Here is a 24248-nt window from a genome sequence, read left to right as displayed (position 1 = left end):
CGCCAGGGTTTTTCCTGAAACTTTGTCACGTAGCGGGATGACGAATTTCGCCCCGCCGCCAGCCGTGTTAACGTTAAGCGAGATCCTTAAACCGAGCAGACCGATGACCAGTAAACATATTGAAACGGCGTTAATCAGCGCCGGCCGCCGTAAACGCTATACCCAGGGTGCCGTTAACAGCGTTATTCAGCGCGCCTCCTCGCTGGTGTTCGACAGCGTGGCCGAGAAGAAACGCGCCACGGCCGGGCGAGCGGAAGGCGAACTGTTTTATGGTCGTCGCGGCACCCTGACCCATTTCTCGCTGCAGGAAGCCATGACCGAGCTGGAGGGCGGCGCGGGCTGCGTGCTTTATCCCTGCGGTGCGGCGGCGGTCGCCAATGCCATTCTCGCTTTTGTTTCCGCCGGGGATAACGTGCTGATGGCCGGTTCCGTCTATGAACCGACCCAGGATTTCTGTAGCAAAATCCTCAGTAAAATGAACGTGACCACCACCTGGTACAGCCATACCGCCGGCGCGGAAATCGGCGACCTGGTGAAGCCGGAAACGCGGGTCGTTTTTCTGGAATCGCCGGCTTCCATTACGATGGAAGTGCAGGACATTCCAGCCATCGTGGCGGCCGTGCGGGCCAAAGCGCCGGAAGCGGTCATTATGATCGATAACACCTGGGCGGCGGGCATTCTGTTCCGCGCGCTGGATTTTGGTATCGATATTTCCATTCAGGCCGGGACTAAATATCTGATTGGTCATTCCGACGCGATGATCGGCACCGCCGTCGCCAACGAACGCTGCTGGGCGCAGCTGCGTGAAAACTCTTATCTGATGGGGCAAATGGTGGACGCGGACACCGCCTATATGGCCAGCCGCGGCCTGCGCACGCTGGCAGTACGTCTGCGCCAGCACGAAGAAAGCGGGCTGCGGGTCGCGCGCTGGCTGGCCGAGCGCCCGGAAGTGGCCGTGGTTAACCATCCGGCGCTGCCGCAGTGCAAGGGCCACGAGTTCTGGCGGCGGGATTTTACCGGCAGCAGCGGCCTGTTCTCCTTTGTACTGAAGGCGCGGCTGAGCGATCGGCAGCTGGCCGATTTCCTTGACCACTTTGAACATTTCAGCATGGCCTACTCCTGGGGCGGTTTTGAATCGCTTATTCTGGCGAACCAGCCCGACGAGCTGGCCGCCATCCGTCCGGCAGGCGGCGTTGACTTCAGCGGCACGCTGATCCGGCTGCATATAGGGCTGGAAAATGTTGACGATTTGCTGGCGGATTTGGCCGCCGGTTTCGCGCGCGTCGCGGGATCGTCAAAAAATTAAACAAAAAGGCAACAGCTCTGGCCTGTACCACGTTGTGACAGGCCATTTACGAGTACACTAGTGCTATTGATGCGGTAAACAGGATAAAAAATGGCGGTACTCCATGAGATTGTGCAGGCGCTTTGGCATCAGGATTTTGCTGCCCTCGCCAATCCCGATGTAATCTGGATCGTTTACGGAATTATGTTTCTCACGCTGCTGCTGGAAAATGGTTTGCTGCCCGCCGCCTTTCTGCCCGGCGACAGTTTACTGCTGCTGGCCGGCGCGATGATCGCCAAGGGCGTGATGGGCTTTATTCCTACCGTTGCCATCCTGACGCTGGCGGCCAGCCTGGGCTGCTGGCTGAGCTACCTGCAGGGCCGCTGGCTGGGCAATACCCGCCTGGTCAAAGGCTGGCTGATGCACCTGCCCGCGCAGTATCACCAGCGCGCCTGGAGCCTGTTTCACCGGCACGGGCTGATGGCGCTGCTGATTGGCCGCTTTCTGGCCTTCGTGCGGACGCTGCTGCCGACCATGGCGGGCATTTCCGGCCTGACGCAGACGCGCTTCCAGTTTTTTAACTGGCTCAGCGGCCTGCTGTGGGTCGGCATCCTGGTCTCGCTGGGTTATGCGATAAGCCAGGTGCCCTTTATCAAGCGCCATGAGGATCAGGTGATGTCCATTCTGATGATCCTGCCGCTGGCGCTGCTTTGCATCGGCCTGATTGGCAGCCTCGCGCTGTTCTTTAAGCGGAAAAAAGTCGCTTAGCGCACCCCGCCTTCCGAGGGTCGCCCGGCGGCCCTCTTATTCCATCTGACGCATTCTGCCGATCTCTTCCCCCGGCGTGACGCCAAAATAGCGCTTAAACTCGCGGGAAAACTGCGAGGCACTTTCATAGCCGACCCGCATCGCCGCCGCGCTGGCCTTCAGGCCTTCATGCAGCATCAGCATTCGCGCCTGATGCAGTCGATAGCTTTTCAGATACTGCAACGGCGAGGTGCTGGTGACGGCTTTAAAGTTGTGATGAAAGGCGGAGACGCTCATATTCACCTCAGCCGCCAGCCGCTCCACGCTCAGGTTGTCGGTATAGTGATGCTCGATGCGCCGCAGCGCCCGCGCTATCTGGCTGAACTGCGTGTGCCGACTGACCAGCGCCATCAGCGCGCCGCCGCACGGCCCCAGCAGCACGTGATAGAGAATTTCCCGCACGATTTGCGGGCCAAGCACGCGCGCGTCGCGCGGATCCGCCATCGCATCCAGCAGACGTTCCGCCGCACAAAGCATCGGCTCGGTCAGCGGCGACGAGTGAATGCCGCGCGTCTGCGGCTGCGGCTGAAAGCTGTCGTCATCGCCGATATCAATCAGCAGATCCTGAAGCTTAACCGGATCGACATTCAGCAGCATGCCCGCCAGCGGCGCTTCCGGCGTGGCGAACGTCTCGCACTCTACCGCCAGCGGCACGGTCAGCATCAGGTATTCCGTGGCGTCGTAATGGAAAACATGGTTGCCCAGATAGCCGGTTTTTCTGCCCTGAAACAGGATCACGATACCGGAGGAATAGAGCACCGGCGTGCGCCCGCTGGGCTGGCTGGCGTGGAAAAGCCGGATATCGGGCAGCAGCGTCTGCACATCCGGTTTTGCGTCGATCAGTTGCACGACCTGGCGGGCAAGCCGGGCGCACAGCATAGTGCGATCCATGATGTTCACCTGAAAAAAAGCAGAGCTGGCATCATGCCGAAGCCTGGCGTAATCGTCCAGCCTCCTGGAGAAACAGGCAAGAAGAAAGCAGAAACGGGCAGGATATATACCGGGACTGGCCGCTACGCTGGCTATTGGCTCAATAATCCGAATTGCGCAAAGGGTTAATAATTTCAACTAAACTAAGACCAGCAGTCTTAACCAGACTTAGCGTTACTTGCCGGCGCAGAGGCGTCGGCCCCCCTGGCTGCAAAGGAGAGAACAATGGCAGAGCAACCCGTAATCAAGCTTCACGATGGCAATATGATGCCCCAGCTCGGCCTGGGCGTCTGGCAGGCAAGCATTGACGAAGCGCGTCAGGCTGCGCTGAAAGCGCTCGATGTGGGCTATCGCTCGATCGATACCGCCGCCATCTATAAAAACGAAGAGGGCATCGGTCAGGCGCTACAGGAAACGTCGGTCGCGCGCGACGATATCTTCGTGACCACCAAGCTGTGGAATGACGATCAGCTGAACGCGCCGCAGGCGCTGGAAACCAGCCTGAAGAAATTGCAGCTGGAAAGCGTCGATCTCTATCTGATGCACTGGCCTTGCCCGGCGAAGGACAACTACGTTGACGCCTGGAAAGCGATGATCGAGCTGCAAAAACAGGGGCTGACTAAAAGCATCGGCGTCTGTAACTTCCAGGAAGCGCACCTGAAACGGCTGATAGATGAAACGGGCGTGCGTCCGGTGATCAACCAGATCGAGCTGCACCCTATGCTGCAACAGCGCACGCTGCACGCCTGGAACGCCATGCATCAGATCCAGACCGAATCCTGGAGCCCGCTGGCGCAGGGTGGTAAAGGCGTGTTCGATCAGGCCGTGATCAAAACGCTGGCGAAAAAATATGGCAAGACGCCTGCGCAGATTGTTATTCGCTGGCACCTGGACAGCGGCCTGGTGGTGATCCCGAAATCGGTCACGCCTTCCCGCATTGAAGAAAACTTTAAAGTGTTCGATTTCCGCCTGGAAAAACCGGAAATTAGTGAAATCGCCTCGCTGGATGCCGGCAACCGTCTTGGCCCCAACCCTGACGAGCTGAACTAAGCGCCCGGCCGCCCGTTGACAGAAAACAGACGGGCGGCCGCCTTTTTGACGCGCGACCTGCCTTTATCATGCATTAAGAAACAAGAACTGTTTACGTAATGCCCTGTTAATTTAAACCTCAGATAAACCACCTCCATTATTTTTTCTGAATAATGTTAATATTATTATTAAGCGCCGGCAGCGGCAAAGACTTTACCCTCCTCTGAAAAGCGAACAAATACAGCAAGGTAAATTTAATTTGCTAATAAATGTTTACGCCAAATTTAAAAAATAATGCATTGGTAGTATTTATAATAGGTTTAGCTAATCAAACCGGTATTTCTTATTATTAATAACCGAATTATATTGCTCACAAAATCAGTATACTGAATCCGAAAATATTTCTGATTAATTTACTGGAGAAGCTTAATGAAAAAGATTATTTCGGCTGTCCTGCTGTTGCTGATGACGGGTTCCGCTTTTGCCGCACAGATCGTGCCGCGTAACGAACTGGATAATTACGTTAAAAAAGAACGCGTATCCATTTCTAACGTGATGGGTGGAAAATCAAAAGCGCTTGAGGCACTGCGCACGGAAGTGGATAAAAAAGGCGGCGAATATATGTATATTACCTCGCTGGACCGTCCTGGCAATTCCAGCCACTGGCGCGGTACGGCTATCGTACTGGAAAAGAAATAATCGTTCCTCAGCCCTCCCTGCCTTAATTCGCCCCGCTTTCTTTGGTTCCCGTCGGGCGCGCCGACTGACTTGATCCTTGCAAAACCTCGCTGGCTGGCCGCTCTGGTCAACCAGCGCTTTACGCTACGGCGCCGGCTGTACCTGCAGCTGGCCCGCCGTTCCGCGATCGGCCATTTCCAGCGTCTGGCTATAGTAGACAAACGGGAAGTGATCGGAAGAGGACTGCGTAAAGGAGACAAACAGCTCCACGCTGCCGTCAACCCAGACGGTATCCTTCCAGCCGCGATCTTCCGCCATCGGCTGTGCGCCGTTGACGTTCTTAATCAAAAACATCACGCCCTGAATATGAAACGCCTGCGGCAGGTCGGCATGAATAATCCAGCGTTCAAAGCTGCCCTGCTGCGCCTGGACGTCGATGCGGCCCAAATCCCACAGCGCGCCGTTGATGCCCGGCTCCGAGTCGCCCAGACGGAATTCGCGCGTACGGCTGACGCCGCCTTCGATGACCTGATCGGCCAGCAGACGCATCGGCAGCGTGTCGGTCACCAGCGGCAGCAGGCCGGTCGGACGCAGCGTCAGCACCAGCGTCGAGGTCAGAATGCTCGACGGCTCGAACAGCCCGCGCAGCCTGTCGACAATGCCTGCCGCCTGACCCGCCGTGATCGACACCTCGTCGCCCTGGCTCATATCCACCAGGATTTCCCGGCGCTCGCCCGGCGCCAGAGAAAGCTGCTGCACCGCCACAGGCGCGGGCAAAAAGCCCTGATCGCTGGCGATGACGTTAAAAGGCCGCTTGTCGCTCATGGCGAGCTGGTAGCGACGCGAGTTTGAAGCGTTAAGCAACCGCAGGCGTACCCAGCCGCGAGAGACTTCCACATAGGGATTCTGCGTGCCGTTCACCAGCAGGGTATCGCCCACAAAACCGCCGTTAGCTGGCGGGCTGTAGTCCGGCGAACCGAAGTTATCGATACGCTTGTCCTGAATAATCAGCGGAAAATCATCCACGCCGTAGTGGTTCGGCAGCGGCAGCGTTTTGCTGACCTCGTCTTCTACCAGCCACATACCCGCCAGGCCGTTGTAAACGTGCTCCGCCATATGACCAGGCGTGTTGGCGTGATACCAGCAGGTCGCGGCGGCCTGACGCACCGGGATCACCGGCGCCCAGTCGACGCCAGGCGACATCATGCGCGCCGCGCCGCCGGCGAGCGCGCCCGGCACCTGAAGCCCGCCAACGGTCATCGCCACCGCTTCGTTCAGCCGGTTGCTGTAGATGAGCTTGACGTCATCGCCGCTCCAGACCCTGACCGTCGGCCCCAGGTAGAGCCCGTTAAAGCCCCACACCTGCGCCTTGCTGCCGCTGGTAAACGACCAGTGGCTGCGTTGCAGCGTCAAAAAGATAGGCTGTCCACGGCGGGATTCGATAAGCGGCGGCACCGGCAAAGGATTACCCGGCCCTGCGGCGTGTACGCGTGCAGGCAGCGCACTGGCGCACAGCGCTATGCCCGATGCCTGAATAAACTGACGTCGACTGAAGGACATAAAAACTCCGTAACCCAAAATGCGGCCCGGCGGGCCGCTATCCATTTTTTATGATTGTTTGCCGTGTGCCGACCGCGAGGCGATCGGTTTACTTTTCGCCTGCGGCTTCCCGCGCGGCGACTTCCGCGTTGAGTTCAGCCAGCTTCTCCATCATCAGCTCGCGGCAATGGGTCGCCAGCTTGCGCACGGATTGATCGGCGAAGGCGGCGGTATCGATCGGCGGCAGCATCTCAATGATCACCAGACCGTTATGCAGCCGGTTCAGCTTGATTTTATCGTGCGTATTGCTGACCACGATAGGAATAATAGGTACGCCTGCGGCCATAGCGGCGTGAAACGCGCCGGTTTTAAACGGCAACAGCCCGCGTCCGCGGCTGCGCGTCCCTTCCGGGAACATCCAGAAGGAGATCTTCTTCTTTTTAAACTGGTCGATCAGCTGGTTAATGGTGCCGTGCGCTTTGTTGCGGTTGTCACGGTCGATCAACAGGTTGCCGGTCAGCCAGTAAAGCAGGCCAAAGAACGGCACCCACAGCAGCGTTTTTTTGCCTACCGTCACCGTGGTTGGCTGTACGACTTTTGCCGCCGTGATCATATCGTAGTTGTTCTGATGGTTGGCGATGTAGATCGCATTAGGATAGTTTTCCGCCCCTGCCGGCTTGCGGATTTCCACCTTCAGACCAAACAGCGGCGACAGGCGACCGAACAGATGGCCAAACGTCGCCACGTGGCGGGGATTACGGGGACTGAACAAACACCAGATGCAGCCGAAAATGCACACCAGGATTGAATAAACGATCGTCACGACGATCCGAAAAATTGACAGCATCACATCCTCATTATTGCCGGGCCGGAGACGCCTTAAGGCAGGCGCTCCGGCATTACGCCTTATCGGGCGCGCCGGGTGAAGTATATCCTGAAATCAGCAGGCTATGCTGCTTTTCACCGCGCGGCGCGGCCCGGATCACTCTTCGCTTTCACTGGCCTCAGGCCGTGCAGGCCCGTCCACCTCTACCCGATCGATACGCTGCAGGCCACGCGGCAGCAGCGTGCCGCGACGGCCGCGCTCGGCACGGAACTTCTGCAGGTCTTCCGGTCGCAGCGTCAGCTTGCGTTTGCCGACGTGCAGCGTGATGGCGGTTTGCGGCGTCAGCAGCAGCAGCCAGGCCAGCTTGTCGTCGCCCGCCGCCGCTTCCGCCGCCGGGATTGAGACAATCTTGTTGCCCTTGCCTTTGGACAGCTGCGGCAGATCGGCCACCGGGAACATCAGCATCCTGCCTGCGGCGGTGATCGCCAGCAGCAGGTCGTCCTCGTGATGGATCGCCTGCGGCGTCATCACTTTGGCATTCTGCGGTAGCGTCAGCAGCGCTTTACCGGCACGGTTGCGCGACACCAGATCGCTGAAGGTGCAGACGAAGCCGTAGCCCGCATCCGACGCCAGCAGCAGCTTCTGATCGTCCGCCTCCATCAGTACCTGCTCCACCACCGCGCCCGGCGGCGGCGTCAGCTTGCCGGTCAACGGCTCGCCCTGCCCGCGCGCGGAAGGCAGCGTCACCGGATCGAGCGTATAGCTACGACCGGTGGAGTCGATAAAGGCCACCGGCTGGTTGCTCTTGCCGCGCGCCGCCGCGCGATAGCTGTCGCCCGCCTTATAGCTCAGGCCGCCCGGATCGATATCGTGTCCCTTGGCGCTGCGCACCCAGCCCATCTGCGACAGCACAATAGTCACCGGCTCGGACGGCACCAGCTCGTTTTCGCTGATCGCTTTGGCCTCTTCGCGCTCGCGCAGCGGCGAACGACGATCGTCGCCATAGGCTTCGCTGTCGGCCTGTAGCTCTTTTTTCAGCAGCGTATTCATTTTACGTTCTGAAGCCAGAATGCCCTGTAAACGGTCGCGCTCTTTGCCCAGCTCGTCCTGCTCGCCGCGGATCTTCATCTCTTCCAGTTTGGCAAGATGACGCAGCTTCAGTTCCAGGATCGCTTCCGCCTGGGTTTCGCTGATGCCGAAGCGCGAAACCAGCACCTGCTTCGGCTCGTCTTCGCTGCGGATAATGTGGATCACCTCATCGATATTGAGGAAGGCGACCAGCAGGCCTTCCAGAATATGCAGGCGCTTCAGCACTTTTTCCAGCCGGAAATTCAGGCGGCGACGCACGGTGTCGCGGCGATAAACCAGCCATTCGCTGATGATTTCAAGCAGGTTTTTTACCGCCGGACGGTTATCCAGCCCGATCATATTCAGGTTGATGCGATAGCTTTTTTCCAAATCGGTGGTGGCGAACAGATGGTTCATTACCTGTTCCATATCCACCCGGTTGGAGCGCGGCACAATCACCAGACGCGTCGGGCTTTCGTGATCGGACTCATCGCGCAAGTCTTCCACCATCGGCAGCTTTTTATTGCGCATCTGCGCGGCTATCTGCTCCAGCACGCGCGCGCCGGAAACCTGGTGCGGCAGCGCGGTAATAACCACGTCGCCCTCTTCTTTCTTCCACACCGCGCGCATACGCACGGAGCCACGGCCGTTCTGATAGATTTTGCGGATCTCGGCGCGCGGCGTGATGATTTCCGCTTCGGTCGGATAGTCCGGCCCCTGCACGATATCCAGCAGCTCATCGAGCGTGGTTTTCGGCGCATCGATTAGCTTGATGGCCGCGTTGGCGACTTCGCGCAGGTTGTGCGGCGGAATATCCGTCGCCATCCCCACCGCAATCCCCGTGGTGCCGTTAAGCAGGATATTCGGCAGGCGCGCGGGCAGCATTGCCGGCTCCTGCATGGTGCCGTCAAAGTTCGGCACGTAATCCACGGTGCCCTGGCCCAGCTCGCCTAACAGCAGCTCGGCATATTTTGACAGGCGTGACTCGGTGTAACGCATCGCCGCAAAGGATTTCGGATCGTCCGGCGCGCCCCAGTTTCCCTGACCGTCCACCAGCGGATAGCGGTAAGAGAAAGGCTGCGCCATCAGCACCATCGCCTCATAACAGGCGCTGTCGCCGTGCGGATGATATTTACCCAGCACGTCGCCCACGGTACGGGCCGATTTTTTAAACTTGGCGCTGTTGTTCAGGCCCAGCTCCGACATCGCGTAGACGATACGGCGCTGCACCGGCTTCAGGCCATCGCCGATATACGGAAGCGCACGATCCATGATGACGTACATGGAATAGTTGAGATAGGCCTCTTCCGTAAACTTATGCAGAGCGCGACGCTCTGCCCCATCCTGAGTCAAATCGCTCATTACTTTTTGTTCCTCACATCATGGCGTCACGGGCACGCCACATCGGGGCCGTTTGGCGGGAATAGTACCTTATCCGGGCCGCTTCTGTCACAGATAACCGTGACGGCATACGCTTTCCTGCGTGGCGTGATTATTGCTCACAGCGCAAAAGTATTGTGATCAAAAACTCATTTTTAACCCCTGCCTTCGCGCGTACACTGAGGCCAGTTTTGAATACTGGAGAAGAAGATGCGCATTTTTATTATTGACGCCGGAAAAACCTTTGCCCATTCCAAAGGCGAGCTGAACCATACGCTGACCGACGTGGCCGCGACTTACCTGCGCGAAGCCGGTCATCAGGTTGACGTTACCGTGGTGGACAACGGCTACGTGGTGGCCGACGAGATCCAAAAATATCTGGCCGCCGACACGGTTATCTATCAGATGCCGGGCTGGTGGATGGGCGAACCGTGGATCCTGAAAAAATATATCGATGAGGTCTTTACCGAAGGCCACGGCACCCTGTACGCCAGCGACGGCCGCACGCGCTCCGACGCCTCGAAGAAGTATGGTTCCGGCGGGCTGGTTCAGGGTAAAAAATATATGCTTTCCCTGACGTGGAACGCGCCGCTGGAAGCCTTTACCGATCCCGACCAGTTCTTTGAAGGCGTGGGCGTGGACGGGCTTTACCTGCACTTCCACAAGGCGAATCAGTTCCTGGGAATGGAAGCGCTGCCGACCTTTATCTGCAACGATGTGATCAAGCAGCCGGATGTCCCACGCGATATCGAGCGTTATCGGACACATCTGGGCCAGATCTTTGCTTAACTGTTAAGACCGTTCTCTTAAAAGGAAAGACCATGCTCACCGTGATTGCTGAAATTTGTGTCAGGCCCGGCCGCCGCCGTGCGGTCATGCAGGCGATTGAACAAGTAATCCCGACGGTGTTAGAGGAAGAAGGCTGCGGCAGCTACCGGATGCTGGTGGATCACCAAGCGCAGGTGCCGTGGAAACAGAACTCGCCCGACTCGGTGTTTATGGTCGAGCAGTGGGATTCCTTACGGCATCTGGAACGGCATCAGCAGGCCGCGCATATGGAGCAGCACCGCGGCCGCATTAAAGATGACGTGCTGGACGTGAGGATTTTCGTGCTGGAACCGGCGTAAAGAGTAAGAAGGGACGAACCGAGTTCGTCCCTTGAGGTTGCTGACAAACTCATCCACTGTCATCAAGTCGCGTGCGGGTCGGTGGAAAGCAGCAGAGGCAGATCGGAACACGGACACGCCGTAAACCCATCCGTGGGGGCTCGTTTCGCGCGTCCATGCGCGAAAACGGTCCGCTTATCCGCTCAGCCACTGCTGCTGCGAAGCTGCCGTTTCGCTGTAAAAAAATTCAGTCCGCACGAACCCGCTGGCTTTGTCAGCAGTCTGAAGGGACGAACCGGGTTCGCCCCCTTTTTTTGTGGCTTGCCGTCATAGCGATAGCCGCGCCGTCCGCTCTATTATCGATACCGTTCGGGGGCTGCCCGGCAAGGTCACGCCGGTGGCGATGCTTCCAGCTGCTCGCTGCTCCACTGCAGGAAATGGCTTACGCGGGGAAAGCGGGCAAAGCCGCGCGGCCAGACCAGATGATGCGCGTTCACCGGCAGGCTGCATTCGTCGCCAAACACCCTGACCAGCGTGCCGCTACGCAAATATTCTGCCGCCAGCAGCTCGCTTTCAAACACCACACCGTGCCCCAGCCTTGCCGCCTCCAGGCTCATATAAGAACGATCGAAGCGAAACAGCCAGTCTTTGGTCGGCTGCGCTAATTGCATCGCGGCAAACCACTGCGGCCACTGAATTAAAGGCGACTCGGAAAGGATTAGCGCATGATTAATTAATTCCGCCGGCGTCGCGACCGGATGCTTTATCAAATAATCGGGCGATGCTAATACCGACATTTTTTCATGGCGGATGGTTTTAACTTCCAGTGATTTCCAGTCGGGAAAGCCGTGGCGCACCGCAATATCAATATTGTCACGGCTGAAAGATAAATTTTCGTAGGAACAGGAAAGCGTGACCTGTATTGCAGGATAGCGCTCGCGGAATTTATGCAGGCGCGGCAGCAGCCAGAGCAAACCAAAACTGGGCGCGCAGTGAATGCGCAGCGCGCTGCGCGCTTTCTCATTACCGAGACGGGTGCTGGCCTGGGTCAGCCCCAGCAGCAACGGGCTGATTTCTTTCAGATAGTTTTCACCGGCCAGCGTTAACGTCATGCCTTTGGGCGAGCGGTTGAACAGCAGGCAGCCCAGCTCTTTTTCCAGTTTTGCCAGCTGATGGCTGGCAGCAGAGGCGGTAATATTCACTTCTTCCGCCGCACGCGCCACATTGCCGTAATGCGCAACTTCTTCAAAAATCCTGAGCGATTTTATCGAAGGGCAAAAATCTGCGTGTTTTTCCATGCGGCTCCTTAAATGAATTTTGTGACAGATGCCCGCTTTTTTCCGCGAGAAATGTTAACTGCATCAAATCCATCTTTCTATTCAGCATCGAATGAATTTTTTTGCATTGCCAGTTTAGCCGTAATTTCCAATTCTGAATGTGACCCTGCCGGTAGCGATACCGAACCACTAAAAAAGATTATTACGGAGTGGATTATGTTGCTGAAAAATAAAGTTGCGATTATTACGGGCGCCGCCTCTCAACGCGGTATTGGCCGTGCCACCGCCGCCTGTTTCGCCCGTCACGGCGCGCAGGTGGTGATTCTGGATCTGGATGAGAACGCGGCGCGACATGCGGCTGAAGAGCTGGGTGCCGGTCATCTGGGCCTGGCGGCCAATGTCACCGATCCCGCTGCGGTGCGCCAGGCCGTTTCCCGCGTGGTCAGCGAGTTTGGCCGCATCGACGTGCTGGTAAATAACGCAGGCATTACGCAGCCGGTAAAAACGCTGGAAATCAGCATCGAAGACTATAACCGTATCCTGGACGTCAATCTGCGCGGCACGCTGCTGATGTCACAGGCGGTGATCCCAACCATGCAGCAGCAAGGCGGCGGCAGTATTGTTTGCCTCTCTTCCGTTTCCGCCCAGCGCGGCGGCGGCATTTTCGGCGGCCCGCACTACAGCGCGGCGAAAGCGGGCGTGCTGGGCTTAACCAAAGCGATGGCGCGCGAGTTTGGCCCGGACCAGATCCGCGTCAACGCGCTGACGCCGGGCCTGATCCAGACCGATATTACCGGCGGCCTGCTGCAGGACGAGCGGCGTCACGCCATTATCGACGGCATCCCGCTTGGCCGCCTGGGCGCGGCAGACGACGTGGCTAACGCCGCGCTGTTCCTTGCCAGCGATCTCGCCAGCTACCTGACCGGCATCACGCTGGACGTTAACGGCGGCATGTTGATCCACTGATCGGCTCCTTCCAGCAGGCTTCTTTCACTCCGGGAGTGAAGATTATGACAACGCTTAATCTCAGCGCGACGACCGTCGCGCGCGATGCGACCTATCGCAAAATCGCCTGGCGGCTGATGCCGTTTTTAATGCTTTGCTATCTTTGCGCCTATCTCGACCGGGTTAACGTCGGCTTCGCCAAGCTGCAAATGATGGACGATCTGGCCCTGAGCGAAACGGTGTACGGCCTGGGGGCGGGTATTTTCTTTATCGGCTACTTCTTTTTTGAAGTACCCAGCAATCTCATCCTGCATCGCGTCGGCGCACGCCGCTGGATTGCCCGCATCATGATCACCTGGGGGCTGATTTCCGGCCTGTTCGCCTTTGTGGAAACGGCCTGGCAGTTTTATCTGCTGCGCTTTTTTCTCGGCGTGGCCGAAGCCGGTCTGGCGCCGGGCCTGCTGCTTTATCTCACCTACTGGTTCCCCTCGCATCGCCGCGCCCGCATGACGGTGCTGTGGTTTGTGGCGATCCCGCTTTCCGGCATGATCGGCGGCCCGCTTTCCGGCTGGATTATGGAAGCCTTCGCCGGTTTTCACGGCTGGGCAGGCTGGCAGTGGATGTTCGTACTGGAAGCGATTCCGACCATGCTGATGGGCTTTGTGGTGCTGATGGTGCTCAAGGATCGCGTTGAGCAGGCGCCCTGGCTGGACGAGAGCGAAAAGCGCATGGTGCGTGCCGATTTGGATGAGGATAATCAGCAAAAAGCGCATCACGGCACGGTGAAAGCTTTTGTGGCCGACAGGCGGCTGTGGCTGCTGGCGCTGATCTACTTTTGCGTGGTGATGGGCCAGTATGCGCTGACCTTCTGGCTGCCGACGCTGGTCAGAAACTCCGGCATCCGCGAGCCGCTGCATATTGGCCTGCTGACCAGCCTGCCCTATCTCTGCGCCATCGTTTTTATGCTGATGGCGGGCCGCAGCGGCGACCGGCATCGCGAGCGGCGCTGGCATCTGATCGTGCCCATGGCGATCGGCGTGGTCGGGCTGACGCTGGCGACGTCGCTGGGTCACAGCGTACCGGCCTCGCTGTTTTTCCTCTGCGTGGCCGCCGCCGGCATCCTTTCCGCCTCTTCCCTGTTCTGGATGCTGCCGACCAACCTGCTCGGCGGCGTCTCGGCGGCGGCAGGCATTGCCGCGGTGAACTGTATCGCGAATCTGGCGGGCTTCTTTTCACCGTGGCTGATCGGTTCTATCACCACCGCCACCGGTTCGCCCGCTTCGGGCATCTATTTTATTGCTGCTGTTCTGCTGCTCGGCGCGCTCTGCGTGCTGCGTATTCGCGCAGCAGACGTTAACCGTTAATCAGGAGATAAGATGAACAGCGTTTCTGCCACACTTACGCTCAAACAGCGCGCAAACAATATCCGTCGTCATGCGCTGTTAATGGGACAGGTTCAGGGTCAGGGCTATATCGGCCAGGCGTTAGGCGCTGCCGATTTGCTGGCCGTCAGCTATTTTCACGCGCTCAATTTTCGTCCTGAGGAGCCGGAATGGGAAGCGCGCGACCGTTTTTACCTTTCTATCGGCCACTACGCTATTGCGCTGTACGCCGCGCTGCTGGAAGCGGGCGTGCTGCCCGAGGCCGAGCGCGAAACCTATGGCAGCGACGAGAGCCGCCTGCCGATGTCCGGCATGGCCGCTTATACGCCCGGTATGGAGATCACCGGCGGCTCGCTTGGGCACGGCTTAGGCATTGCGGTTGGCGCGTGCCTGGGGCTGAAAAGCAAAGGCTCCGCTTCCTTTGTTTATAACCTGCTTTCCGACGGCGAGCTGAATGAAGGCTCGACCTGGGAAGCGGCGATGTCGGCCTCGCACTGGCGGCTGGATAACCTGATCGCCCTGATCGACGTCAACAATCAACAGGCCGACGGCCACAGTTCGGAAATTCTGGCGTTCGAGCCGATTGTCGATCGCTGGCGGGCCTTTGGCTGGCACGTGCAGCGCGTGGACGGCAACGATATCGCCGCGCTGACCGCCGCCTTTGACGCCGCGCGCGCCTGGGCTGAACCGCAGCCGCGCGTAATTATCTGCGATACCAAAATGGGTAAAGGCGTGCCTTTCCTGGAAACGCGCGAAAAAACGCACTTTATCCGCGTGGATGCCGACGAATGGGACAAAGCCCTCACCGCGCTTGAGCAAGGGGAATAACATGACTACCGCAACAAAGAAACGCCTGACCACGTCCGCTATGATCGCCTCCATCGCCGCAGAAGGTCAGCCCGTGCAGTCGGCCCCTTTCGGCCATGCGCTGGTAGAGCTGGCGCGCCAGCGCACTGATATCGTTGGCTTAACGGCCGATCTGAGCAAATACACCGATCTGCATCTGTTTGCCGAAGCCTTCCCGGAACGCTTTTTTCAGATGGGCATGGCGGAGCAGCTGTTGATGAGCGCCGCAGCGGGCATGGCGCGGGAAGGCTTTACGCCTTTTGTCACCACCTATGCGGTGTTTGCCTCGCGCCGCGCCTACGATTTTATCTGTATGGCGATAGCGGAAGAGAACCTGAACGTCAAAATCGCCTGCGCGCTGCCTGGCCTGACCACCGGCTACGGGCCGAGCCATCAGGCGACCGAGGATTTGGCTATTTTTCGCGGGATGCCGAATCTGACCATTATCGATCCCTGCGACGCGCTGGAAATCAGCCAGGCGGTGCCCGCCATAGCCGAGCATAGCGGCCCGGTCTATATGCGCCTGCTGCGCGGCAAAGTGCCGCTGGTGCTGGATAAATATGGCTATCAGTATCGCCACGGCAAGGCGCAACGGCTGCGCAGCGGCAAACATGCGGTGATTATCAGCAGCGGGCTGATGACCATGCGCGCGCTGGAAGCCGCAGAAGCGCTGGAGAAAAGAGGCATCGAGGTTGGCGTGGTGCATTCGCCGATGATCAAGCCGCTGGACGAGGCCACCATCCTGCGCGAGGCGGGCGAAGCGGTGAACGAGAACCGGCTGGTGATCACGGCGGAAAACCACTCCATTACCGGCGGGCTGGGCGAAGCGATAGCGGCGACGCTGATGCGGCACGGCGTGACGCCGCAATTCAGACAGATTGCCCTGCCGGACGCTTTTCTGGCGGCGGGCGCGCTGCCGACGCTGCACGATCGCTACGGTATTTCGACGGCGGCGATGGTTACGCAGATTACAAGCTGGCTGGAAGGGTAACGGAAAGCCCCGAAGCGTTGCGCTTCGGGGCCGAGTTCAGGCAGGATTAAACCTCGATTTCCGCCATATGGCCTTTTTCCTGCAGCCAGTTGCGGCGATCTTCCGAGCGTTTCTTCGCCAGCAGCATATCCATCACCGCCAGCGTCTGTTCCACGTCGTCGTCGTCAATGGTCAGCTGCACCAGGCGACGGGTGTTGGGATCCAGCGTGGTTTCACGCAGCTGTAGCGGGTTCATCTCGCCCAGGCCTTTAAAGCGCTGCACGCCCGGCTTGCCCTTTTTACGCTTCAGCTGATCCAGAATGCCCGCTTTCTCTTCCTCATCCAGCGCGTAGTAAACCTCTTTACCCAAATCGATGCGGTAAAGCGGCGGCATCGCCACGTAGACGTGCCCGTTTTTCACCAGCGTGCGGAAGTGCTTCACGAAAAGCGCACAAAGCAGCGTAGCGATATGCAGACCGTCGGAGTCCGCATCGGCCAGGATACAGACTTTGCCGTAGCGCAGCTGGCTCATATCTTCGCTGTCGGGATCGATACCGATAGCGACGGAAATATCATGTACTTCCTGCGATGCCAGCACCTCGTCCGAAGAGACTTCCCAGGTGTTGAGGATCTTACCTTTCAGCGGCATGATCGCCTGGTATTCACGATCGCGCGCCTGCTTGGCCGATCCGCCTGCGGAGTCTCCTTCCACCAGGAAGAGTTCCGTGCGGTTCAGATCCTGCGCGCTACAGTCCGCCAGCTTGCCGGGCAGCGCCGGGCCGCTGGTGAGCTTTTTACGCACCACCTTTTTCGCCGCACGCATCCGGCGCTGGGCGCTGGAAATCGCCAGCTCGGCCAGCATTTCCGCCGCCTGCACGTTCTGGTTCAGCCACAGGCTGAAGGCATCTTTCACCACGCCAGAGACGAAGGCCGCGCACTGGCGGGAAGAGAGTCGCTCTTTGGTCTGACCGGCAAACTGCGGATCCTGCATTTTCACCGACAGCACGTAGGCGCAGCGATCCCAGATATCTTCCGCCGACAGCTTCACGCCGCGCGGCAGAATATTGCGGTATTCGCAGAACTCGCGCATCGCATCCAGCAGGCCCTGACGCAGGCCGTTGACGTGCGTGCCGCCCTGCATGGTCGGGATCAGGTTGACGTAGCTTTCCGTCAGCAGCTCGCCACCTTCCGGCAGCCACAGCAGCGCCCAGTCCACCGCTTCGATATCGCCGGCGAAAGAGCCGACAAAAGGTTTTTCCGGCAGCGTCGGCAGGCCGTTAACCGCTTCCGCCAGATAGTCCGTCAGGCCGTCGGCGTAGCACCAACTTTGCTCGGTGTTGTTCACTTTATCTTTAAAAACGATTTCCACGCCCGGACACAGCACCGCTTTCGCCTTCAGCAGATGGCTGAGGCGCGATACCGAAAAGCGCGGGCTGTCGAAGAACGACGGGTCCGGCCAGAAGCGTACGCGCGTACCGGTGTTGCGTTTGCCGACCGTGCCGGTGACGTGCAGATCCTGCACTTTGTCGCCGTTTTCAAACGCCATTTCATACACTTCGGCATTACGGCGCACGGTGACTTCCACGCGCGTCGACAGCGCGTTTACCACCGAGATGCCCACGCCGTGCAGGCCGCCGGAAAACTGGTAGTTCTTGTTAGAAAATTTGCCGCCCGCATGCAGACGACAGAAGATCAGTTCAACGGCCGGTACGCCTTCTTCGGGATGGATATCGACCGGCATACCGCGACCGTCGTCAATCACTTCCAGCGACTGATCGGCGTGCAGGATCACTTCGACGCGTTTGGCATGGCCCGCCAGCGCTTCATCCACGCTGTTGTCGATCACTTCCTGACCTAAATGGTTAGGACGCGACGTATCGGTATACATGCCCGGACGGCGGCGAACGGGTTCAAGGCCGCTGAGTACCTCAATGGAATCAGCGTTATAGCTGGACTGAGTCATTGTATCAATCTTGATGGCTGTAAATGAGTGAGCCCCACGTCCCGCTTCAGGCAGCGAGGCCTAAAAAGTCCAGGATCGGGGAGAAATGGCGTTCGAATCCGATAAAAGCATGATTTCCGCCCTCTTCAACCGTCTGACGGCAGGCGCTGTAGTAGCCTACAGCCTGGCGGTAATCGAGCACTTCATCGCCCGTTTGCTGCAGCAGCCAGAGCAAATCCGGCGACTCTAACGGGTCAATCTGCATCACTTTCAGATCGTAAATGTGGCGTGACTCTAACACATATTGCTGCCCGGTGTACGGGTTCTGATTCAGACCCAAATAATCCACCAACAGCTCAAAAGGCCGCACCGCAGGATTGACCACCACCGCTGGCAGCATGAAGCATTGCGAGAGCCACGTCGCATAGTAGCCGCCCAGCGACGAGCCGACGATCCCCACGGCTTCGCCCGATAATCCCATGATCAGGCTTTCCAGCATCAGCGCCGCGTCCGCCGGGTAAGGCGGCAGCTGCGGCACAATAACCTGGATTTCCGGATGCCGCGTGGCCAGCCACTGCCGGAACTGCGTCGCTTTAGCCGACTGCGGCGAGCTGTTGAAACCGTGCAGGTAGATCAGCGTGGCCATCTCAGTATCCTTCGGAGTCGGGATCGGGGCTGAAGGCGCGCGTCGTCAGGCGCTCAACGCGGGTTTCCACCCGGCCATCCGCATACAGATCCAGCCAGCGCCAGCCCGGCGCTTCGGAATCGATAGTAAAGTTGGTGCAGTGCGGTCGGAACTGCACGCAGGTCGACGGCGTCGCCAGCAGGCGGCGTCCGTTCCAGTTCAAATCCAGATCCTGATGAATATGCCCGCAGAGCAGCGTCGACGCCAGTGGATAGCGCTGCAGCACGGCCTCCAGCATATGCGAATTGCGCAGGCTGTGCTGATCGAGCCAAGTGCAGCCCGACGGCAGCGGATGGTGATGCAGCAGCACCAGCGTATGGCGCTCCGGCGCCTTCGCCAGCGCTTTGTCCAGCCATTCCAGCTGATAGTCGCTCAGCTCGCCGTGCGGCACGCCGAAAACCTGGCTGTCCAGCAACACGATCTGCCACTCCTCGCCCAGCAGTACATGCTTTTCGTCAGCGATTTTCGCTTCGGCCAGCGTGTTGAACATCGCAGGCTGAAAATCGTGGTTGCCCGGCAGCCAGACGCACGGCGCGGGCAGACGCGCGATGCCCTCAGCGAAATGCTGATAGGCTTCCACGCTGTGATCCTGCGCCAGATCGCCGGTCGCGACGATCAGATCGAACGGCTCTTCACAGGCGGAAATCGCCTGCAGCACCGCATCGAAACTGGCCCAGGTGTTCACGCCCAGCAGCGTTTCATGTTTACCGGCGAAAAGATGGGTGTCCGTTATCTGTAATACCCTTGCCCGACCATTCGCCACAGGAAGTTTTAACAGGCTATCCAATCACAATCCTTAGGGTTAATGCCGTCGCGGCAGAGGCTCACCACACCGGAACGGCCATTGCGCCATGCGCTAAACAGTAGCGCAGCCAGTCTGCAAGAAACTGGTTTATCTGATGCTTTTCGTCACGCTGATGCAGCTTTTTATTCGGATAATCATAGCGCGCTTTGAAGCGATAGATCTGCTGTGTCGAACACACTTCCGCCACCATTGCGTCATGGTAGAGCCGCACGGACATGGCGGGCAGGCTCCAGTAGCTGACGGCGGGCGCGGTCTGTTTGATTTCCACCAGCGTAGTGTAACGCGTCGATTCCTGGATAGTCACCGTATAACTTGCATCGTTGACCTGCCAGGTGACTGACTCGCCCGCCCGATCTTCTTTCGGCAGCAGCCGACGCAGCTGCGCGAAATTGGTCTCGCACAGCCGCATCATTTCAGGGAAATCAGGCACGTAGCGCTTTATCATTCGTTTTTCCACTCGTCTCTTAGTTTTTTATGATGCAGCTCCAGCCATTGCAAAGCGATGACGGAGGCCGCGTTGTCTATTTTCCCCTCTTCCACCCAGCGGTAAGCCTGTTCGCGGCTGACCACATGCACAAGAATATCCTCATTCTCTTCCTCCAGACCGTGGTTTCCCTGCGCCACGCTGGCATCCACTTCGCCTACCAGAATCTCCAGCCGCTCGCTGGTGCCGCCGGGGCTGGCTAAGTAGCTAAGCACCGGCTTCACGCGGGCGGGTTTGATCCCGGCTTCTTCTACCGCTTCGCGCCGGACAACGTCTTCCGGCGTTTCGCCCGGCTCTATAATACCGGCCACCAATTCTAACAGCCAGGGCGTCGGGCTGCTGTCAAAAGCGGGAATGCGGATTTGTTCAATCAATACCACCCGATCGCTCACCGGATCGTAAGGCAGCAGGACGGCGGCATGGCCGCGCTCAAAAACCTCTCTGGTGACTTCTTTACTCATGCCGCCGTTAAACAGCCGATGGCGAAAGCGATAACGAGTGAGTGAAAAAAAACCTTTATAACACGGCTCACGTGCAATAATTTCTACATCGTTTTTTGTGAAAGTCACCGGGTATTTTTTGTCGCTGCTCACGGTTTACGCTCCTGTAAGGGTGGTGGCGAAAGCGGGAAAAGAGTGCTGAAATCCGCCCAGAGTGTAGTTCTTAATGATTAAATTGAGTAAATTGTGGCAACATGGCACTTTCAGCCAACTTATCTCTTTCATTTACTCTGGTAGAATCGGCGATAATTTTTTTGGCTTACGACAGCGCTACCATAGCAATATTGCTGCATAACAAGGAATGCAAATGAAGAAACTGCTCCCTTTACTTATCGGCCTGGGCCTGGGCGGCTTCAGCGTCGCCAGCCAGGCGGAAAACCTGTTGCAGATCTACCAGCAGGCCCGGTTGTCTAACCCCGATCTTCGCAGTTCTGCAGCCGATCGCGATGCCGCGTTTGAGAAAATCAACGAAGCGCGCAGCCCTTTACTGCCTCAGTTAGGTTTGGGTGCGGATTATACCTACAGCAACGGCTATCGCGACAGCAGCGGTCTGCACAGCACCACGACCAGCGGCACACTGCAGCTGACGCAAACCATTTTCGATATGTCGAAATGGCGCGCGCTGACGCTGCAGGAAAAAACGGCAGGCGTACAGGATGTTACCTACCAGGTCGCACAGCAGAATCTGATCCTCAACACCGCTACCGCTTATTTTAACGTATTAAACGCCATCGACACGCTTTCTTATACCGAAGCGCAGAAACAGTCGATCTACCGTCAGCTGGATCAAACCACGCAGCGTTTCAACGTCGGCCTGGTGGCGATTACGGATGTGCAAAACGCGCGTGCGCAGTACGACAGCGTGCTGGCCAACGAAGTGACGGCCCGCAACAATCTGGATAATAATCTGGAAACGCTGCGTCAGGTCACGGGCAACTACTATCTGAGCCTGGCTTCGCTGAACGTCGACAGCTTCCAGACGGAAAAACCGCAGCCGGTCAACGCGCTGCTGAAGGAAGCCGAAAGCCGCAACCTTAGCCTGCTTTCCGCTCGTCTGAACCAGGATCTGGCGCGTGAGCAGATCCGCCTGTCGGAAACCGGCCATATGCCAACGCTGGATCTGACTGCGCAAAGCGGCCTGTCGAACAACAAATATGGCGGCAGCCGCGCCAACAGCGCAGCCTATCAGGACAGCATCAGCGGCAACAACCAGGTGGGCCTGAGCTTCACGCTGCCGTTGTATAGCGGCGGCTCGGTCACCTCGCAGGTGAAACAGTCGCAGTACGCTTTTGTTTCCGCCAGCGAGCAGCTCGAAAGCGCACACCGTACCGCGGTACAGACCGTGCGTTCATCCTTTAACAACGTGAATGCGTCCATCAGCAGCATCAATGCTTACAAGCAGGCCGTGGTTTCGGCGCAAAGCTCGCTGGATGCAATGGAAGCGGGTTATCAGGTAGGTACGCGCACCATCGTTGACGTGCTGGATGCGACCACCACATTATATAACGCCAAGCAGCAGCTTTCCAACGCGCGCTACAGCTACATGATCAACGAGCTGAATATTAAATCGGCTCTGGGTACGCTGAACGAGCAGGATCTGCAGATGCTGAACAGCCGCCTGGGTAAAGAAGTCCCAACTTCACCAGAAGCGGTAGCGCCGGAAAACACCCAGCAGGATGCAGCGGCAAACGGCGCGCAAACGGCGGCCTCGCCTGCCGTGCAGCGTGCTGCGGCACCGGCGGCGGCTCAGGCTTCCGCGCCAGCCAGCGGTAATCCGTTCCGCCATTAAGCATTTTGGGGCAGCCTGGCTGCCCCTTTTACTTTCAAACGTATAGCTAAGTAAAGATCCCCTTCACATTGCCGCTCGTTGCTTCAATTTCCACCGCCGTTCCCCTATTCTAAGCATTACCTTTGGGCTCAGGACAGAATGTCATGAAACGGACAAAAAAAATTAATCATGCCTCCTTTCGCAAAAGCTGGAGCGCACGCCACCTCACTCCGGTAGCGCTGGCGGTAACCGCCGTATTTATGCTGGCCGGTTGCGAACAATCGGACGAAACCGTCTCGCTTTATCAAAATGCGGATGACTGCTCCAGCGCCAATCCTGGCAAAAGCGAACAGTGCACCACGGCCTACAACAACGCCAAAAAAGAGGCGGAAAAAACCGCGCCGAAATACGCGACTCGTGAAGACTGCGTGGCGGAGTTTGGCGAAGGCCAGTGCCAGCAGGCGCCCGCGCAGGCCGGCGTCGGCACCACCAACGCCGAATCCCAGCAGAGCGGCAGCTTCTGGATGCCGCTGATGGCCGGTTATATGATGGGTCGCCTGATGGGCGGGGGCGCAGGCTTTGCCCAGCAGCCGCTGTTTACCTCGCGCTCGCCAAACAGCCCGGCCAGAGGCCAGTTTGTTGACGCCAGCGGAAAAAGCTTTGGCACCGCGACGCCGGGCCGCACCATGACCGTGCCGAAAACCGCGCTGGCGCCGAAACCGGCCACCACCAGCACCGTGACGCGCGGCGGCTTTGGCGAAAGCGTGGCGAAGCAGTCCACTATGCAGCGCAGCAGCGCAACGTCCGGCTCCAGCCGGTCTTTCGGAGGTTAAGCGTGCAGCGTCTGGCGATTGCAGAACGTCCCAACTGGCGTGAAAAAGCCACCGAATATGGCTTTCGCTTCCACACCATGCACGGCGAGTCTTACTGGTGCGAGGACGCTTATTATCAGTTTACGCTGGCACAAATCGAGAAGCTGGAGGCGGTAACCGGCGAGCTGCATCAGATGTGCCTGCAGGTGGTGGACAAAGTGGTCAACAGCGAGGAGCTGCTGGCGAAATTCCGCATCCCGAAACATACCTGGGATTTTGTTCGCACCTCGTGGAAGACCAGCCAGCCTTCGCTCTACTCCCGGCTGGATCTGGCCTGGGATGGGCAGACAGATGCCAAACTGCTGGAAAACAACGCCGACACGCCGACCTCCTTGTACGAAGCCGCTTTCTTTCAGTGGATCTGGCTGGAAGATCAGCTTAGCGCTGGCAATCTGCCGGCCGGTAGCGATCAGTTCAACAGCCTGCAGGAGAAGCTGATCGACCGCTTTGCGGCGCTGCATCAGCAGCACGGCTTTAGCTGGCTGCACTTTGCCTGCTGCCGCGATACGGATGAAGATCGCGGCACCGTGCAGTATCTTCAGGATTGCGCGACGGAGGCAGGGCTGCCAAGCGAGTTCCTCTATATCGACGAAATCGGCCTGGGCGAAAAAGGCCAGTTTACCGACGTGCATGACCAGGTAATCGGCAACCTTTTCAAGCTTTATCCCTGGGAGTTCATGCTGCGCGAGACGTTTTCCACCAAGCTGGCCGATGCCGGCGTGCGCTGGCTGGAGCCGGCGTGGAAAAGCATTATTTCCAATAAGGCGCTGCTGCCGATGCTGTGGAAAATGTTTCCCAATCATCCTAATCTGCTGCCCGCTTATTTTGCAGAAGATAACGTGCCGGCGATGGATAAATATGTGGTCAAACCGCTGTTTTCACGCGAGGGCGCTAACATCCGCATCGTGGAAAACGGCAAAGAGATTGCCCGCGTGGACGGCCCTTATGGCGAGGAAGGCATGATCGTGCAGCAGTTCCATCCGCTGCCGAAGTTTGGCGACAGCTATACGCTGATCGGCAGCTGGCTGATTGACGATCGGCCAGCCGGTATTGGCCTGCGCGAAGATCGTGACCTGATCACCCAGGATCTCTCCCGATTCTACCCGCATACCTTTATCGAATAG

At 58.2% G+C, this 24248-nt stretch carries 23 protein-coding genes; 13 read left to right on the top strand and 10 right to left on the bottom strand.

What is annotated here, in order from left to right:
- Positions 1–103: 103 nt before the first annotated feature.
- On the top strand, positions 104–1306 hold the full coding sequence (gene metC, locus QZH36_RS08870; RefSeq protein ID WP_301730005.1) for a cystathionine beta-lyase: 1203 nt from the start codon (positions 104–106) through the stop codon (positions 1304–1306).
- A 90-nt stretch (positions 1307–1396) separates the two neighbouring features.
- A complete protein-coding gene (locus QZH36_RS08865; protein ID WP_253458269.1) occupies positions 1397–2053 on the top strand; it encodes a DedA family protein in 657 nt (218 codons plus the stop codon).
- 36 nt (positions 2054–2089) lie between these two features.
- Here QZH36_RS08865 and QZH36_RS08860 read toward each other — a convergent pair whose 3' ends face one another.
- Positions 2090–2983: an AraC family transcriptional regulator gene (locus tag QZH36_RS08860; RefSeq protein WP_125287222.1), complete on the bottom strand. Its 894-nt coding sequence runs from the start codon at positions 2981–2983 to the stop codon at positions 2090–2092.
- Between the two features lie 264 nt (positions 2984–3247).
- On the opposite strand from QZH36_RS08860, the gene dkgA reads away from it, so the two are divergent.
- Both dkgA and QZH36_RS08850 read left to right on the top strand, forming a co-directional pair.
- Entirely contained in the window at positions 3248–4072 is an 825-nt protein-coding gene (gene dkgA, locus QZH36_RS08855) for a 2,5-didehydrogluconate reductase DkgA (protein ID WP_125287221.1), read from the top strand.
- A 408-nt stretch (positions 4073–4480) separates the two neighbouring features.
- The gene (locus tag QZH36_RS08850) at positions 4481–4750 is read left to right on the top strand and encodes a YdgH/BhsA/McbA family protein (RefSeq protein ID WP_301730004.1); all 270 of its coding nucleotides are present in this window, start codon (positions 4481–4483) and stop codon (positions 4748–4750) included.
- 123 nt (positions 4751–4873) lie between these two features.
- Here the strand turns inward: QZH36_RS08850 and ftsP are convergent, their stop codons facing one another.
- The 3 genes from ftsP to parC all read right to left on the bottom strand — a co-directional run bounded on the left by ftsP (position 4874) and on the right by parC (position 9524).
- Complete coding sequence (ftsP, locus tag QZH36_RS08845; protein WP_253458262.1) at positions 4874–6289, bottom strand: cell division protein FtsP; 1416 nt, start codon at positions 6287–6289, stop codon at positions 4874–4876.
- An 88-nt stretch (positions 6290–6377) separates the two neighbouring features.
- On the bottom strand, positions 6378–7115 hold the full coding sequence (locus QZH36_RS08840) for a 1-acylglycerol-3-phosphate O-acyltransferase (protein ID WP_253458259.1): 738 nt from the start codon (positions 7113–7115) through the stop codon (positions 6378–6380).
- Positions 7116–7250: 135 nt separating this feature from the next.
- Positions 7251–9524, bottom strand: a complete 2274-nt coding sequence (gene parC / locus QZH36_RS08835) for a DNA topoisomerase IV subunit A (protein ID WP_253458256.1) — start codon at positions 9522–9524, stop codon at positions 7251–7253.
- 228 nt (positions 9525–9752) lie between these two features.
- Here parC and QZH36_RS08830 point away from each other — a divergent pair, with 228 nt between their 5' ends.
- Positions 9753–10331, top strand: a complete 579-nt coding sequence (locus QZH36_RS08830; RefSeq protein WP_125287216.1) for an NAD(P)H-dependent oxidoreductase — start codon at positions 9753–9755, stop codon at positions 10329–10331.
- A 32-nt stretch (positions 10332–10363) separates the two neighbouring features.
- A complete protein-coding gene (locus QZH36_RS08825) occupies positions 10364–10669 on the top strand; it encodes a putative quinol monooxygenase (protein WP_253458253.1) in 306 nt (101 codons plus the stop codon).
- A gap of 368 nt (positions 10670–11037) precedes the next feature.
- Here QZH36_RS08825 and QZH36_RS08820 read toward each other — a convergent pair whose 3' ends face one another.
- Positions 11038–11946, bottom strand: a complete 909-nt coding sequence (locus QZH36_RS08820; RefSeq protein WP_253458250.1) for a LysR substrate-binding domain-containing protein — start codon at positions 11944–11946, stop codon at positions 11038–11040.
- 195 nt (positions 11947–12141) lie between these two features.
- On the opposite strand from QZH36_RS08820, the gene QZH36_RS08815 reads away from it, so the two are divergent.
- Genes QZH36_RS08815 through QZH36_RS08800 form a run of 4 tightly spaced genes read left to right on the top strand, consistent with a single transcriptional unit; the run spans position 12142 to position 16089 of the window.
- The gene (locus tag QZH36_RS08815; protein ID WP_253458248.1) at positions 12142–12891 is read left to right on the top strand and encodes an SDR family NAD(P)-dependent oxidoreductase; all 750 of its coding nucleotides are present in this window, start codon (positions 12142–12144) and stop codon (positions 12889–12891) included.
- Between the two features lie 44 nt (positions 12892–12935).
- Positions 12936–14234, top strand: a complete 1299-nt coding sequence (locus QZH36_RS08810; protein ID WP_253458245.1) for an MFS transporter — start codon at positions 12936–12938, stop codon at positions 14232–14234.
- 12 nt (positions 14235–14246) lie between these two features.
- On the top strand, positions 14247–15080 hold the full coding sequence (locus tag QZH36_RS08805) for a transketolase (protein ID WP_253458242.1): 834 nt from the start codon (positions 14247–14249) through the stop codon (positions 15078–15080).
- A gap of 1 nt (position 15081) precedes the next feature.
- A complete protein-coding gene (locus QZH36_RS08800; protein WP_253458239.1) occupies positions 15082–16089 on the top strand; it encodes a transketolase family protein in 1008 nt (335 codons plus the stop codon).
- A gap of 46 nt (positions 16090–16135) precedes the next feature.
- Here the strand turns inward: QZH36_RS08800 and parE are convergent, their stop codons facing one another.
- The 5 genes from parE to nudF are packed head-to-tail and all read right to left on the bottom strand — an operon-like array spanning position 16136 to position 20577.
- Positions 16136–18031, bottom strand: a complete 1896-nt coding sequence (gene parE / locus QZH36_RS08795; RefSeq protein WP_253458236.1) for a DNA topoisomerase IV subunit B — start codon at positions 18029–18031, stop codon at positions 16136–16138.
- 46 nt (positions 18032–18077) lie between these two features.
- A complete protein-coding gene (gene yqiA, locus QZH36_RS08790) occupies positions 18078–18656 on the bottom strand; it encodes an esterase YqiA (protein WP_125287208.1) in 579 nt (192 codons plus the stop codon).
- A 1-nt stretch (position 18657) separates the two neighbouring features.
- A complete protein-coding gene (gene cpdA / locus QZH36_RS08785; RefSeq protein WP_253458233.1) occupies positions 18658–19482 on the bottom strand; it encodes a 3',5'-cyclic-AMP phosphodiesterase in 825 nt (274 codons plus the stop codon).
- Between the two features lie 37 nt (positions 19483–19519).
- Positions 19520–19945, bottom strand: coding sequence for a DUF1249 family protein (locus QZH36_RS08780; RefSeq protein ID WP_253458229.1), 426 nt, complete (start codon positions 19943–19945; stop codon positions 19520–19522).
- Positions 19942–20577 carry an ADP-ribose diphosphatase gene (gene nudF / locus QZH36_RS08775; RefSeq protein WP_253458226.1) on the bottom strand — a complete coding sequence of 212 codons (636 nt, stop codon included), beginning with the start codon at positions 20575–20577 and terminating at the stop codon, positions 19942–19944. The genes QZH36_RS08780 and nudF overlap by 4 nt, the downstream gene beginning before the upstream one ends.
- 214 nt (positions 20578–20791) lie before the next feature.
- Here nudF and tolC point away from each other — a divergent pair, with 214 nt between their 5' ends.
- From tolC to QZH36_RS08760, 3 genes are all read left to right on the top strand, one after another.
- Positions 20792–22273, top strand: coding sequence for an outer membrane channel protein TolC (gene tolC, locus QZH36_RS08770; protein WP_253458223.1), 1482 nt, complete (start codon positions 20792–20794; stop codon positions 22271–22273).
- 143 nt (positions 22274–22416) lie between these two features.
- Positions 22417–23085, top strand: coding sequence for a DUF1190 family protein (locus tag QZH36_RS08765; protein WP_253458220.1), 669 nt, complete (start codon positions 22417–22419; stop codon positions 23083–23085).
- A gap of 2 nt (positions 23086–23087) precedes the next feature.
- Positions 23088–24248 carry a glutathionylspermidine synthase family protein gene (locus tag QZH36_RS08760; protein ID WP_301730001.1) on the top strand — a complete coding sequence of 387 codons (1161 nt, stop codon included), beginning with the start codon at positions 23088–23090 and terminating at the stop codon, positions 24246–24248.

This window comes from Erwinia wuhanensis (assembly GCF_030484085.1).
GTDB classification, from domain to species: domain Bacteria; phylum Pseudomonadota; class Gammaproteobacteria; order Enterobacterales; family Enterobacteriaceae; genus Erwinia; species Erwinia aeris.
This window is presented reverse-complemented; position numbering and strand designations above follow the sequence as displayed.

Bases quoted from the DNA above. Each gene is read 5' to 3' on its own strand.
- QZH36_RS08820 (WP_253458250.1), bottom strand. From the start codon at position 11,946: ATGGAAAAACACGCAGATTTTTGCCCTTCGATAAAATCGCTCAGGATT.
- QZH36_RS08780 (WP_253458229.1), bottom strand. From the start codon at position 19,945: ATGATAAAGCGCTACGTGCCTGATTTCCCTGAAATGATGCGGCTGTGC.
- QZH36_RS08800 (WP_253458239.1), top strand. From the start codon at position 15,082: ATGACTACCGCAACAAAGAAACGCCTGACCACGTCCGCTATGATCGCC.
- ftsP (WP_253458262.1), bottom strand. From the start codon at position 6,289: ATGTCCTTCAGTCGACGTCAGTTTATTCAGGCATCGGGCATAGCGCTG.
- QZH36_RS08765 (WP_253458220.1), top strand. From the start codon at position 22,417: ATGAAACGGACAAAAAAAATTAATCATGCCTCCTTTCGCAAAAGCTGG.
- parE (WP_253458236.1), bottom strand. From the start codon at position 18,031: ATGACTCAGTCCAGCTATAACGCTGATTCCATTGAGGTACTCAGCGGC.
- QZH36_RS08810 (WP_253458245.1), top strand. From the start codon at position 12,936: ATGACAACGCTTAATCTCAGCGCGACGACCGTCGCGCGCGATGCGACC.
- QZH36_RS08840 (WP_253458259.1), bottom strand. From the start codon at position 7,115: ATGCTGTCAATTTTTCGGATCGTCGTGACGATCGTTTATTCAATCCTG.
- yqiA (WP_125287208.1), bottom strand. From the start codon at position 18,656: ATGGCCACGCTGATCTACCTGCACGGTTTCAACAGCTCGCCGCAGTCG.
- QZH36_RS08815 (WP_253458248.1), top strand. From the start codon at position 12,142: ATGTTGCTGAAAAATAAAGTTGCGATTATTACGGGCGCCGCCTCTCAA.
- dkgA (WP_125287221.1), top strand. From the start codon at position 3,248: ATGGCAGAGCAACCCGTAATCAAGCTTCACGATGGCAATATGATGCCC.
- QZH36_RS08830 (WP_125287216.1), top strand. From the start codon at position 9,753: ATGCGCATTTTTATTATTGACGCCGGAAAAACCTTTGCCCATTCCAAA.
- QZH36_RS08825 (WP_253458253.1), top strand. From the start codon at position 10,364: ATGCTCACCGTGATTGCTGAAATTTGTGTCAGGCCCGGCCGCCGCCGT.
- parC (WP_253458256.1), bottom strand. From the start codon at position 9,524: ATGAGCGATTTGACTCAGGATGGGGCAGAGCGTCGCGCTCTGCATAAG.
- QZH36_RS08850 (WP_301730004.1), top strand. From the start codon at position 4,481: ATGAAAAAGATTATTTCGGCTGTCCTGCTGTTGCTGATGACGGGTTCC.
- QZH36_RS08865 (WP_253458269.1), top strand. From the start codon at position 1,397: ATGGCGGTACTCCATGAGATTGTGCAGGCGCTTTGGCATCAGGATTTT.
- metC (WP_301730005.1), top strand. From the start codon at position 104: ATGACCAGTAAACATATTGAAACGGCGTTAATCAGCGCCGGCCGCCGT.
- QZH36_RS08860 (WP_125287222.1), bottom strand. From the start codon at position 2,983: ATGGATCGCACTATGCTGTGCGCCCGGCTTGCCCGCCAGGTCGTGCAA.
- QZH36_RS08805 (WP_253458242.1), top strand. From the start codon at position 14,247: ATGAACAGCGTTTCTGCCACACTTACGCTCAAACAGCGCGCAAACAAT.
- tolC (WP_253458223.1), top strand. From the start codon at position 20,792: ATGAAGAAACTGCTCCCTTTACTTATCGGCCTGGGCCTGGGCGGCTTC.